The following is an 11,267-nucleotide window of genomic DNA, read 5'->3' as shown; positions in this document are numbered from 1 at the left end:
CGGAAGCAGCACTAAGGGAAATCCTCCGGGTGCCGTGAGGGTGCCTGACCCGAGCTACCTGCGGCGGGTACAACCGGAAGCTGCGGCTCAAAGGCAGGTGCACGGCCAATTTATATGTTGCTTAGCGTTTCTGTGAAGGCGTATAGCAGCCTTTTTTCTTTATGGCGTATTTTTTATAGAGGAGTATGGGGGTAGGCGCCGAAGAGACTTCTTAAAGAAAGGTCTCGCGCGATAAGAGGCAGGGCAATGAGCGGCGAAACAGATAGGATCCCGGTAGCGCTCTACCGGCAATGGCGGCCGCAACGCTTTGCAGAGGTGGTCGGCCAAGAGCACGTAACCCGGACTTTAAGGTACGCCCTGGAAAAAGGGAAGGTGGCCCACGCCTTGCTTTTCGCCGGCCCCCGGGGGACAGGAAAGACGAGCACCGCCCGGATCCTGGCGAAGGCCCTCAACTGCGCGAACGGGCCGGCGCCTGAGCCGTGCAATACCTGCCCGGAGTGCTTGGCGATTACCGCGGGTACCGCGCTTGACGTGCTCGAGATCGACGCCGCCTCCCGGCGGGGCATCGACGAGGTGCGGGAGCTCCGGGAGCGAGTAAAGCTCGCACCGGTAGCGGCGCGGCACAAGGTTTATATCGTCGACGAGGCCCATATGCTTACCACCGAAGCAGCGAATGCTCTCTTAAAAACCCTCGAAGAGCCGCCGCCCCGGGTTTATTTTATCCTAGCTACGACGGAACCCCACAAGATGCCGGTGACGATCCTTTCCCGCTGCCAGCGCTTTGATTTCCGCCGGATCAGGACCGAACTTATCTCCAGACACCTCGAGCGAGTGCTGGAAGCGACCGGAAGCCGGGCGGCGCCCGCGGCCCTGAAGCTCATCGCCCAGGCGGCCGAAGGTAGCCTGCGGGATGCTTTAGGTCTCCTTGATCAGGTGCTTGCCCTCGGGCAGGGTGAAGTTGGGGAAGAGACGGTTGCCGACCTGTTGGGGAAAGTGCGGCTGAGCGCGCTTGAGGAGATGGTGGCGTTTCTCCACCGGGGGGATGCTGCGGGGGCTCTCCGCCTTCTCCAGGAGATCGACCAGGCGGGTAAGGATGTTACGCTCTTTGTACGCGATTTGCTGGCGCTCCTTCGAGAGGAGATGCTGAACCATATCCTGACGGGGAAGGTAATGGCACCGCGCTTGATCCGCTGCCTCGAGGAGTTAAGCCGCGCTCTCGAGGAGATGCGGGTGGCGGTGATTAAAACGCTCCCGGTGGAGTTAGCGCTGGTGCGCGCGCTCTACGAGGAAGCCTCCATCCTTGAGAACGCGTCGTGCCCGGAGGTTACCGGTGAACCTTCGCTCGAGCGGGTGCGGTCCGTGTGGCCGGAGATTCTCCGCGCGGTAAAGGACACGCGCCCGGTTATTTTTGGTTTTGTGAGCCGTGTCGGGCCGGTAGCCGTTTCCGGGCGGTGCCTTCGGGTTGCGGGGGAACCCGAAATATGCGCGATTCTTGACCGGGAAGAGCACAGAATGGTGGTGGAGGAGGTTTTAAGCCGCTTTTTTGGCGGCCGCTGGCGTATGGAGGTTGTGGCGAAAGGGAAGTAGACGCGGGCGTCTAGATGGCGACGTGTGGTCCATTGGTTACGTTATTGCCCGCCCGCAGGCGGATAAAGATACAGGGGGTGCCTTAGGATGATGGATGTAAACAAGATGATGAAGCAAGTGCAAAAGCTGCAAAGCCAGATTGCTAAGCTCCAGGAGGAGCTCAGCACGAAAACGACCGCGGCAACCGCTGGGGGCGGGGCGGTGCGGGCTGTGGTAAACGGCCGCCAAGAGCTTGTTGCCCTCGAGATCCGGCCGGAGGCAGTAGACCCGGACGATGTCGAAATGCTCCAGGATATCATTATCGCCGCCGTAAATGAAGCCTTAAGGGAATCGCGGGAGATGGTGGCCCGGGAGATGGGGAAACTAACCGGGGGCCTGGGGATGCCAGGCCTTTTTTAAAGGCGCGCGCGGCGCTTGCGGAGGGTTTTAATTTTGTACCCACGGGCGGTTGCCAGGCTCATCGAGGAATTCAAACGTCTTCCCGGTATCGGGCCGCGAACGGCCCAGCGGCTGGCTCTTTATCTCCTGAGTGCCCCTCGGGAACAAGCGGAGCGGCTCGCGGCAGCGCTTAAGGAGGCCCGCGAGACGACCGTGTACTGTTCCGTTTGCGGTAACCTTACGGATGTGGATCCCTGCAAGATCTGTGCTGACCCGGCGCGGGATCATAGCCTCCTTTGCGTGGTCGAGGAGCCGCGGGATCTGTTGGCGATTGAGCGGTCGGGCGGCTTCCGGGGTGTTTACCACGTTTTACACGGGGCCCTCTCCCCGCTTGACGGGATCGGCCCGGAGAAACTGCGGCTGAAGGAGCTATTGGTGCGGCTCGAAAAAGGAGAAGTGGCCGAGGTTATCCTGGCGACGGGGCCGGACACGGAAGGAGAGGCGACGGCGCTTTACATCCGGCGACTGCTTGAACCCCTTGGAGTGAAGGTGAGCAGGCTGGCCTACGGGCTGCCGGTAGGCGCAGAGATTGAGTTTGCGGACGAAGAAACGATTCTGCGCGCGATTCAGGGGCGGCGCCAGATCAGCTAAGGCATAAATTTCCTCCCCAGCGGAATAAGCTTAGCAGGGGATTGTCCCGACTCCCGGAGGGTAAACGGGGGGCCGGCGTTAAATCCGGCTCCGGACACCCGGAAGCTGATTTCTGTGAGGGGGAGATAGCGGTGGACTGGGACTGGAAAATGCTCGTTTTCGGGGGCATCGGGCTCCTGGGGCTGTATCTGATCGGCAGCGCGCTTATCGCACCGCTCCGGCTGCTGGTCCGGCTTTTGGTGAGGCTCTTCATCGGTGGCTTTTTACTGGCCCTGGTGAACCTGGTGGGAGCAGTCTTCAACCTCCACATCGCGGTGAACCCGCTGACTATGCTCGCAGCTGGCGTTTTCCCGGTGCCGGGGCTTATCCTGCTCACGTTGCTGGCCATTTTTGTCGCGTAGTTGCTTGACGCTGCCCCTATTTTTACGGTACCATAGAACCAACAAAAAAACCATTTTACCATGAATTTCCAACGCCGCCTCCCGGCCTTTTCGTTAGGCGCTTGCGCATACCGTAATACAGCAGGGTAAACGCTAAGACCGGCCGGGTGCTGGACGAGGCGGAGGAGAACAGGTTTTACTGGAAAGCTGGTGCACGTTACCACGAGGGACCTATCTAAAAGGGTCAATTGTTAAAAGGAGGGTCTTTATGGCGGATACAGTCGAGATCCGGTGGCACGGCAGGGGAGGGCAGGGGACGGTCACGGCGGCCAAGGTGCTGGCGGATGCGTGCTTAAGCGGCGGCAGGTTCGTCCAGGCCTTTCCGGAGTACGGGCCGGAGAGGGCCGGGGCGCCGCTCAAGGCCTACAACCGGATCAGCACCAAGGAACTCCGGATGCACTGCCCGGTGCTTAACCCCCAGGTGGTTAGCGTGGTCGACGCAACGCTGCTCGATACGGTGAACGTTACGGAAGGGGCAGCAGAGAACGCGGTCTTCATTGTAAATACGGCGAAGGAGCCGCAAGAGATCCGGCAAAAGCTGGGCGCTAAACCTGGGCAGCGCGTCTTCACGGTTGACGCCACGAGGATTGCGATGGAGACGATTGGCAAGGCCTTTCCGAATTCCCCTATGCTCGGCGCGGTCGTCAGGGTGACCGGCCTGGTGAGCTTGGAGCACCTCCTCGAGGACGTGCGGAAGAGCTTCGGGAAGAAATTCTCCGAAAAAATCATCGAGGGCAACTTGAACGCCGTCCGGCGCGGCTACGAGGAGGTAAAAGAGGGATGAAGGCGAAAAGCTGGCGGGAACTCCCCCCCGGAGCGGTGATCCTCGACGCGGGAAACGCGCGGGAGGTTAAAACAGGGAGCTGGCGGACCTTTCGGCCGGTTTGGGTGGCGGAAAATTGCAGCCACTGCCTTTTCTGCTGGCTCTTCTGCCCCGATATGGCCGTGATTGTCAAAGACGGGAAGATGGCCGGCTTCGATTACGATTACTGTAAAGGTTGCGGCATTTGCGCGTTTGAGTGTCCGGGTAAGAAAGGGAAGAAGGCCATTTTCATGGAGGAGGAAAGCAAGTAATGGCGAGGGTAAGTGCCGTAACGGGAAACGAGGCCGTTGCTGAAGCGCTCCGGCAGATCAACCCGGACGTCTGCGCGGCGTATCCAATTACGCCCCAGACGGAGCTGATGCAGCGGTTTGCCGCCTTTGTGGCCAACGGTAAGGTAGATACGGAGTTGATCCTGGTTGAGAGCGAGCACAGCGCGATGAGCGCGTGTATCGGTGCCGCCGCTGCGGGGGGAAGGGTGGCCACGGCGACCTGTGGCCCCGGGCTGGCCCTCATGTGGGAGATGCTTTACGTGGCCGCCGGTATGCGCCTGCCCATCTTTATGGCGGTGGTAAACCGGGCGCTTTCGGCGCCGCTCAACATCCACGGTGACCACTCGGACGCGATGGGCGCACGGGATTCGGGCTGGGTTCAGCTCTGGTCCGAGAATGCTCAGGAAGCCTACGATAACATGGTCCAGGCCGTGCGGATCGCGGAGCACATGGACGTGCGCCTGCCGGTGATGGTCTGTTACGATGGCTTTATTATCAGCCACTCGATCCAGCGGGCGGAGTTGCTCGAAGACGAGGTAGTTAAGGGTTTTGTCGGCGCGTACAAGCCCTTGAACCCGCTGCTCGATATCGACCACCCCAAGAGCTACGGCCCGCTCATCCTTCCTGACGAGTACCACGAGTACAAGCGTGCCCAGCACGAAGCGATGACCAAAGTCAAAGATGTTGTCCTTGGTGTTGCCGAAGATTTTGCCCGGATTAGTGGCCGACGGTACGGCCTCTTCGAAGCCTACCGGCTTGACGATGCCGAGGTGGGGCTGGTGGTCCTTAACTCGGCGGCCGGGACGGCAAAAGACGTGGTCGATGCTTTTCGGGAGCGGGGCGTCAAGGCAGGCCTCCTGAAACCGCGCCTTTTCCGGCCCTTCCCTTATGAAGAGGTTGCGGCGGCCCTCAAAGGGCTTAAAGCGGTGGCGGTTTTGGACCGGGCCGACTCTTTCGGCGGTTACGGTCCCGTCTTTATGGAAATCGCTTCGGCTCTCTACCCGCTTGCCACGCGGCCTGTGGTTATCAACAAGATTTACGGGCTCGGCGGTAGAGACTTCCTGCCGGACCACGCTGCAGCGGTGCTGAACGAGCTGGTGGAGATCGCCCGGACGGGCAGGGTACGGGTGGTAAAAGAGTATATCGGAGTGAGGGAGTAAGATGGCTACGGAACTAAAACTAAAGGAACTCACGAAAAAGGAGCTGCTTTTCACTTCCGGGCACCGGCTTTGCGCCGGCTGCGGTGCGGCCATCGTGGCGAAGATGGTGCTCCTGGCGGCGGCCGATTACCCGCTGGTTCTCGCCAACGCCACCGGTTGCCTCGAAGTTGCCTCCTGCATTCAGGATTATACCGCCTGGCGGGTCCCGTGGATCCACAGTGCCTTCGAAAACGCCGCGGTGACCCTCGCCGGGGTGGAAACGATGTACAGGGCGCTGAAGAAAAAGGGCAAAATCGACCGGGAGATCAAGTTTATCGCCTTTGGCGGCGACGGCGGTACTTACGACATCGGGCTCCAGAGCCTTTCCGGAGCCATGGAGCGGGGGCATGATCTTCTCTACGTATGCTACGATAACGGGGCCTACATGAATACGGGCATCCAGCGCTCGAGCGCTACCCCGCTCGGTGCCGAGACGACGACCAGCCCAGCGGGAAGCGTGATTCCGGGAAAACTGCAGCGCCGCAAAGACCTTACCAGGATTATCGCGGCGCACAACGTCCCGTATGTGGCGCAGGCGGCGCCAAGCCACTGGGCCGATCTGATAAAAAAGGTGCGTAAGGCCCTCGCGATTAAAGGTCCGAAGTTCATCAACATCCTGTCTCCCTGCAACCGCGGCTGGCGGACCCGCACGGACGACGCGATAATGCTGAGCCGCCTGGCGGTGGAGACCTGCTACTGGCCCCTTTACGAGGTGGAGAACGGGGTCACGAAGATAACCTTCAAGCCCAAGGAGAAAAAGCCGGTTGAAGAGTTTCTAAAAACCCAGGGAAGGTTTAAGCATCTTTTTAAGCCGGAGAACGAATGGATTATCAGGCGGTTTCAAGAAGAGATCGACCGCGAATGGGAGCGGTTGCAGAAGGAGGAAACCCTGTATAGCTGATTTCCAGGCACGCTGCCCGCTGGTTGAGGCGCTGAAGAGCTACGCGGGCAGGATCTCTACCGGTTTTCACACGCCGGGGCATCTTCAAGGGAAAGCGGCTCCACCGGTGCTGCGCCAATGGTGGGGCCGCGCGGTTTTCGCGGCGGACCTCACGGAACTTCCGGGGCTTGATGATCTCCACGCGCCTTCCGGGGTAATCCGGCGCGCGCAGGAACTGGCGGCAGCGCTTGCGGGCGCAAAGGAAACCTTCTTTCTGACCAACGGGAGCACGGCGGGCGTGCTGGCGATGTTTCTTGCCGCCCTCGGGCCGGGGGAGAGGGTCATCCTGCCCCGTGCCGTCCACCGGTCGGTGGTGGCGGCGCTGGTGCTGAGCGGTGCTACGCCGGTCTTTCTGCCGGTGCGGCACCTTGCGGATTTCGGTATCCCGTTACCGCCCCCAGCGGCCGCCTACGCGGCGGCCCTTGTACGCTACCCTGATGCCCGGGCGCTTTTTGCCCTTTACCCGGATTACTATGGTGTGGCGGTTGACCTCCGGGCAGTAGCCGCTGCGGCTCACTCCTGGGGACTGCCCTTGCTGGTCGATGCGGCGCACGGCGTTCTTTTCGGGCGTCATCCAGCACTCCCACCGGGAGCGATGGCGTGTGGCGCCGACGCGGCGGTGGAAAGCGTGCACAAGCGGGCCGGCGCGCTCACCCAGGCTGCTTGGCTTCACCTCGGGAGCGAGTGGCTTTCGCCGCCGCGGGTACGGCAGGCTCTCCAGTTCGTGATGACGAGCAGCCCGTCCTACCTGTTACTCGCCTCCCTTGACGCGGCGCGGCGGCAGCTCGCGCTTTCAGGGGAACGCCTTTGCCGACGGCTTCTCTCTCTTGCGGCCGAAGCGCGGCGGGCGCTCCGCCGCTTTGAGGCGGTAGCGGTCCTCGCCACGGCGGGCGAGGGCTACAGCCTCGACCCGACCCGGCTGGTTCTTAATTTCGGCGCTGCGGGATTGACCGGTTACGAGGCGGCCAGGCTACTGCGGCGCCACGGCGTGGTAACGGAAATGGCAGATTTTACCAACGTAGTGCTCCTCTTGAGCCCGGGTCACGGAAAACAGGAGATAAGGGCGCTAACGCGGGCAGTAGAAGCGGTCCTCGCGCGGCGCCCGGTGGCCCGTGCTGGGCGCGGTGCAGGCGACGAACAGCTCTTCTTCCCGGCGCCGCCGCCCCTGCGGCTTTCCCCGCGGGAGGCGTGGCTGGCTCCGGCGGCGAGCGTGCCCCTGGAAGCGGCGGTGGGCCGGGTGAGCGCGGCAGTGGTGGCCCCGGCACCGCCAGGGATCCCGGTACTGGTGCCCGGGGAGGAGGTTACGGAAGAGGTGGCCAATTACCTTGAAAAGCTCAAAGAGAAAGGCGTTCCGGTGCACGGGATGGAAGAAGAAACTGACCGCGCGGCTTTGCGTGTGGTGGGGTAAGCATGGGTTTTTTCATTTCTTTTGAAGGAATCGACGGTGCGGGGAAGAGCACGCAGGTACAGCGTTTGGCGCGGCGGCTCGCCGCCGAAGGTTTTGTGGTGGTAACGGTGCGGGAGCCGGGCGGGACCCCGCTGGGTGAAACGCTGCGGGAGATCTTAAAGGACCCGGCGCGCACACTGGACCCGCGCGCGGAGGCATGTCTTTACGCGGCAGCGCGGGCAGAGCTGGTGGACCGGGTTATCCTTCCGGCCCTGCGTGCGGGGAAGGTGGTGCTTGCGGACCGTTTTACCGATTCAACGCTTGCCTACCAGGGAGCGGGACGCGGCCTTCCCGTGGAGCTGTTATCAGCGCTCAATGCGTTCGTGACGCGGGGGCTTTCTCCCGACCGCACCATTATCATCGACCTCCCGGTAGCGGCGGCGCTGGCGCGGGTCGGGGTCCCCAGGGAACGGGACCGGATAGAGCGACTTGGGCCGGCTTTTTTTGCGCGGGTGCGGGAGAGGTATCTCCATCTGGCCGAACAGAATCCGGCCCGCTACCTGGTGGTAGACGGGGATAGAACACCGGAGGCGGTGGAGGAGGAGATTTTTCGGCTGGTAAAGGAGGTCCTGAACCGGTGTACGCGGAAATTCGAGGCCAGGACGCCGCGGTAAAAAGGCTCCAGGCAGCGGTGCGGACGGGCCGGATCGCGCCGGCGTATCTTTTCACCGGGCCGGCGGGGGTTGGCAAGTATATGACTGCTCAGGCTTTTGCCGGGGCGCTCCTCTGCGCGGCGCCGGTGGACGGCGCTGCGTGCGGGGAATGTCGTTTTTGCCGTCTCTTTTCCCGTTCGGGCCACCCTGACTTTCACGCGGTGGCTGCCGGTGAGGCAACGATTGGGGTAGACCAGATCCGGCACCTAGTCGCCGCCGTAGGACGGAAGCCTTTTCACCGGCGTCACGTAGTGGCTATCGACGCGGCGGAACGCGCCACCCTCGAGGCGCAGAACGCCTTTCTTAAAACCCTTGAGGAGGCGCCGGGGGAAGTTGTTTTTATCCTCGTCACCGCGTACCCGGAGGCGCTTCTGCCAACGGTGGTATCCCGGTGTCGCGAGGTGCGCTTTCGCCAGCTCAGCCCGGCGGTGGTAGCCGGGCTTTTAGAGGCGCGCGGCGTCCCGGCGGCAGAAGCCGGGTTGCTCGCCCGTCTTTCCGGCGGGAGCCTCGGCCGGGCGCTCCGGCTTAAAGGTGACCCCCAGATGTGGAGCCTGAGGGTGAAGGCTCTAGAGCTGGCCCTGCGGCCGGGCCTCTGGGGGACCTTGCAGGTTTCGGTTCGCAGCCGCAAGGAGGCGGAAGAACTCCTATGCTTTTTAAGCCTTTGGTATCGGGACCTTTTGCTCTTCCGGGTCACGGGCGACGCGGCGCTCGTGGTGAATATTGATCGCCTTGCGGAAATCGAAAAAACCCGGGTACCGGTCGCGGCGCTGCTAGCGGCGGCCGAGGCGCTGGAGGTGGCGAAAAGGATGTTGCGTGCCAACGTCAACCCGCGCCTCGTTGTGGAGGGAATAGCTGTGCGCTTGGGCGCCGTATTTAGGGCGCGCTGAAAATCCAGCCGCGCCGTTGAAAGACGCGATGATCTTCAGGGTGGTGAAAAGATTGCGGGCGGTAGGGGTCCGTTTTAAAAAAGCGGGCAAGATATACTACTTTGACCCTGGTTTTTTAGAACTTAAACCGGGTGACGGCGTTGTAGTAGAAACGGTGCGTGGCATGGAGTACGGGTCGGTGGTAACCGGTCCGGTGGAAATAACGGCTGAGGCGGGAAGCTTAAAGCCGGTGCTAAGACGGGCCACGGAGGAAGACGTGCGGCAGGCGCTGGGAAACCGGGAGAAGGAGCGGCAGGCCTTCCGCATCTGCCAGGAGAAAATCGCGGCCCACGGCCTACCAATGAAGCTAATCGGTGTCGATTACACCCTGGACGGGAGCAAGATCATCTTTTACTTCACCGCGGAAGGGCGTGTCGATTTCCGGCATCTGGTACGAGACTTGGCGGCGGTTTTCAAAACGCGGATCGAGCTCCGGCAGGTCGGAGTGCGGGACGAAGCGAAGATGCTCGGCGGCATCGGTCCCTGTGGGCGGGAACTCTGCTGTGGTACCTGGCTCTGCGAGTTTGCCCCGGTTTCGATCCGGATGGCTAAAGGGCAGAACCTGGCCCTGAACCCGGCCAAAATCTCCGGTATCTGCGGGCGGTTGATGTGCTGCCTCCGGTACGAGGCACGGAACTACGGGGAAGAAGAGGCGGAATTTGACGCGGATGAAGAGCGAGCCGAATAAGGGGAAACTTTACGTCTGCCCTACACCGATCGGTAACCTTGAGGATATTACGCTCCGGGTGCTGGCGGTGCTCGCGAGGGTTGATCTCATCGCGGCGGAGGATACGCGCCACACTAGAAAACTCCTGGCGCATTACGGGATAAAAACACCGCTTTTGAGCTACCACAGCCATAACCAGAAAGCGCGGGGAGAGGAGCTCCTGGCGCGGCTGGCGCGGGGAGAGCACATCGCCCTCGTTTCGGACGCGGGGACGCCCGGCATCTCTGATCCTGGCGCGCTGCTCGTCCGGGAGGCAGTGACGCGAGGTATTCCGGTGGAGGCCCTGCCCGGACCGAGCGCGGTGCTGACGGCGCTGGTAGTGTCGGGGCTTGACAGCAGCCGCTTCGTTTTCGAGGGCTTTCTGCCGGCGCGCCGGAGGCGCCGGGCGCTCGCAGAGCTCGCCGGCGAGCGACGTACCATCGTTTTTTTCGAGGCGCCGCACCGCCTCTTGGCAACCCTGGAGGATATTCTGGCGGTGATCGGGGACCGGCCGGTAGCGGTGGCGCGTGAACTCACCAAGGTGCACGAGGAAGTCTTCCGGGGCCGGGTTTCCGAAGCGCTCACCTACTTCCGGGAGAGGCCGCCGCAGGGCGAGGTCACCATCGTCCTTGGCGGGCGGGAAGCACCGCCGGAAGGAGCGGCCCGGGAAACCGCAAATGCTCCCCTGGAGAAAGAGGTGCCCGAACTGGTGCGGCAGTTCATGGCGGCGGGAATGCAAAAGCGGGCAGCCATCAAGGAAGCTGCCCGCCGTTTTGGTGTTCCGGCGCGGGAAGTATATGCGCTCGTAGAAAAGGCCAAGAGAGACGTTACATAGCCTTGGCCCGCTCGAACATTGCCAGGGCGCACTCGCGGCAGACTAGGCGGCCGCGGTAGTGCTGCACGTCGTTGGCGTTGCCGCAGAAGATGCAGGCGGGTTCATACTTCTTCAGGATGATCTTCTCGTGGTCGACATAAATCTCGAGCGCATCCTTCTCCTCGATGCCCAGGGTCCGCCTAAGTTCAATAGGGATGACTACCCGCCCAAGCTCATCCACCTTGCGCACAATGCCCGTTGACTTCACTCCGCTTTCCCTCCCTCACCAAAATTTGTCAGAAGAACTCAGAATTAAGGCGATTAAATCTTACCAGGCATACCAGTAAAAGTCAACACTTGTAACAAAATTTTTTTGGGGAATTTTCTGAAAAAGCCCGTTTATCCCGCACGGTTTGCGACAAGGGGAAAATTAG

General features: G+C 61.7%; 13 protein-coding genes and 1 pseudogene. 13 read left to right on the top strand and 1 reads right to left on the bottom strand.

What is annotated here, in order from left to right; all coding sequences use genetic code 11:
* The first annotated feature begins 246 nt into the window (after window positions 1-246).
* The 13 genes and pseudogenes from dnaX (at window position 247) to rsmI (ending at window position 10,854) form a co-directional block, all read left to right on the top strand.
* On the top strand, window positions 247-1,587 hold the full coding sequence (dnaX, locus tag ACUVTA_RS06615; RefSeq protein WP_445952165.1) for a DNA polymerase III subunit gamma/tau: 1,341 nt from the start codon (window positions 247-249) through the stop codon (window positions 1,585-1,587).
* A gap of 90 nt (window positions 1,588-1,677) precedes the next feature.
* The gene (locus ACUVTA_RS06610; RefSeq protein WP_445952169.1) at window positions 1,678-1,986 is read left to right on the top strand and encodes a YbaB/EbfC family nucleoid-associated protein; all 309 of its coding nucleotides are present in this window, start codon (window positions 1,678-1,680) and stop codon (window positions 1,984-1,986) included.
* Between the two features lie 30 nt (window positions 1,987-2,016).
* A complete protein-coding gene (gene recR, locus ACUVTA_RS06605; protein WP_445952168.1) occupies window positions 2,017-2,616 on the top strand; it encodes a recombination mediator RecR in 600 nt (199 codons plus the stop codon).
* Between the two features lie 131 nt (window positions 2,617-2,747).
* Window positions 2,748-3,017, top strand: a complete 270-nt coding sequence (locus ACUVTA_RS06600; RefSeq protein WP_445952164.1) for a pro-sigmaK processing inhibitor BofA family protein — start codon at window positions 2,748-2,750, stop codon at window positions 3,015-3,017.
* A gap of 247 nt (window positions 3,018-3,264) precedes the next feature.
* Window positions 3,265-3,840, top strand: a complete 576-nt coding sequence (locus ACUVTA_RS06595) for a 2-oxoacid:acceptor oxidoreductase family protein (protein ID WP_445952163.1) — start codon at window positions 3,265-3,267, stop codon at window positions 3,838-3,840.
* On the top strand, window positions 3,837-4,130 hold the full coding sequence (locus ACUVTA_RS06590; protein WP_445952162.1) for a 4Fe-4S binding protein: 294 nt from the start codon (window positions 3,837-3,839) through the stop codon (window positions 4,128-4,130). The genes ACUVTA_RS06595 and ACUVTA_RS06590 overlap by 4 nt, the downstream gene beginning before the upstream one ends.
* Entirely contained in the window at window positions 4,130-5,308 is a 1,179-nt protein-coding gene (gene porA, locus ACUVTA_RS06585) for a pyruvate ferredoxin oxidoreductase (protein WP_445952161.1), read from the top strand. Before ACUVTA_RS06590 ends, porA begins: the two co-directional genes overlap by 1 nt.
* 1 nt (window position 5,309) lies before the next feature.
* Window positions 5,310-6,248 (top strand): thiamine pyrophosphate-dependent enzyme, encoded by a 939-nt coding sequence (locus tag ACUVTA_RS06580; RefSeq protein ID WP_445952160.1) that lies wholly within the window; start codon window positions 5,310-5,312, stop codon window positions 6,246-6,248.
* Window positions 6,148-7,695, top strand: a complete 1,548-nt coding sequence (locus tag ACUVTA_RS06575) for an aminotransferase class I/II-fold pyridoxal phosphate-dependent enzyme (RefSeq protein WP_445952167.1) — start codon at window positions 6,148-6,150, stop codon at window positions 7,693-7,695. Before ACUVTA_RS06580 ends, ACUVTA_RS06575 begins: the two co-directional genes overlap by 101 nt.
* 2 nt (window positions 7,696-7,697) lie before the next feature.
* On the top strand, window positions 7,698-8,348 hold the full coding sequence (gene tmk / locus ACUVTA_RS06570; RefSeq protein ID WP_445952159.1) for a dTMP kinase: 651 nt from the start codon (window positions 7,698-7,700) through the stop codon (window positions 8,346-8,348).
* On the top strand, window positions 8,312-9,274 hold the full coding sequence (holB, locus tag ACUVTA_RS06565) for a DNA polymerase III subunit delta' (RefSeq protein ID WP_445952158.1): 963 nt from the start codon (window positions 8,312-8,314) through the stop codon (window positions 9,272-9,274). Before tmk ends, holB begins: the two co-directional genes overlap by 37 nt.
* 28 nt (window positions 9,275-9,302) lie before the next feature.
* Window positions 9,303-9,971: pseudogene (locus tag ACUVTA_RS06560) on the top strand (PSP1 domain-containing protein); the annotation flags it as partial.
* A gap of 10 nt (window positions 9,972-9,981) precedes the next feature.
* Entirely contained in the window at window positions 9,982-10,854 is an 873-nt protein-coding gene (gene rsmI, locus ACUVTA_RS06555; RefSeq protein ID WP_445952166.1) for a 16S rRNA (cytidine(1402)-2'-O)-methyltransferase, read from the top strand.
* Here the strand turns inward: rsmI and ACUVTA_RS06550 are convergent.
* Window positions 10,847-11,101 (bottom strand): AbrB/MazE/SpoVT family DNA-binding domain-containing protein, encoded by a 255-nt coding sequence (locus ACUVTA_RS06550; RefSeq protein ID WP_123930021.1) that lies wholly within the window; start codon window positions 11,099-11,101, stop codon window positions 10,847-10,849. The two genes, rsmI and ACUVTA_RS06550, sit on opposite strands and share 8 nt — an antisense overlap.
* Window positions 11,102-11,267: the final 166 nt, after the last annotated feature.

This window comes from Thermodesulfitimonas sp. (assembly GCF_052743955.1).
The sequence above is the reverse complement of the archived record's forward strand: the minus strand, read 5'-3'. Positions and strand labels throughout refer to the sequence as shown.

Excerpts from the sequence above, each read along its gene's own strand:
- ACUVTA_RS06595 (WP_445952163.1), top strand. The coding sequence starts at position 3,265 with ATGGCGGATACAGTCGAGATCCGGTGGCACGGCAGGGGAGGGCAGGGG.
- ACUVTA_RS06580 (WP_445952160.1), top strand. The coding sequence starts at position 5,310 with ATGGCTACGGAACTAAAACTAAAGGAACTCACGAAAAAGGAGCTGCTT.
- porA (WP_445952161.1), top strand. The coding sequence starts at position 4,130 with ATGGCGAGGGTAAGTGCCGTAACGGGAAACGAGGCCGTTGCTGAAGCG.
- ACUVTA_RS06590 (WP_445952162.1), top strand. The coding sequence starts at position 3,837 with ATGAAGGCGAAAAGCTGGCGGGAACTCCCCCCCGGAGCGGTGATCCTC.
- rsmI (WP_445952166.1), top strand. The coding sequence starts at position 9,982 with ATGAAGAGCGAGCCGAATAAGGGGAAACTTTACGTCTGCCCTACACCG.
- tmk (WP_445952159.1), top strand. The coding sequence starts at position 7,698 with ATGGGTTTTTTCATTTCTTTTGAAGGAATCGACGGTGCGGGGAAGAGC.
- ACUVTA_RS06610 (WP_445952169.1), top strand. The coding sequence starts at position 1,678 with ATGGATGTAAACAAGATGATGAAGCAAGTGCAAAAGCTGCAAAGCCAG.
- dnaX (WP_445952165.1), top strand. The coding sequence starts at position 247 with ATGAGCGGCGAAACAGATAGGATCCCGGTAGCGCTCTACCGGCAATGG.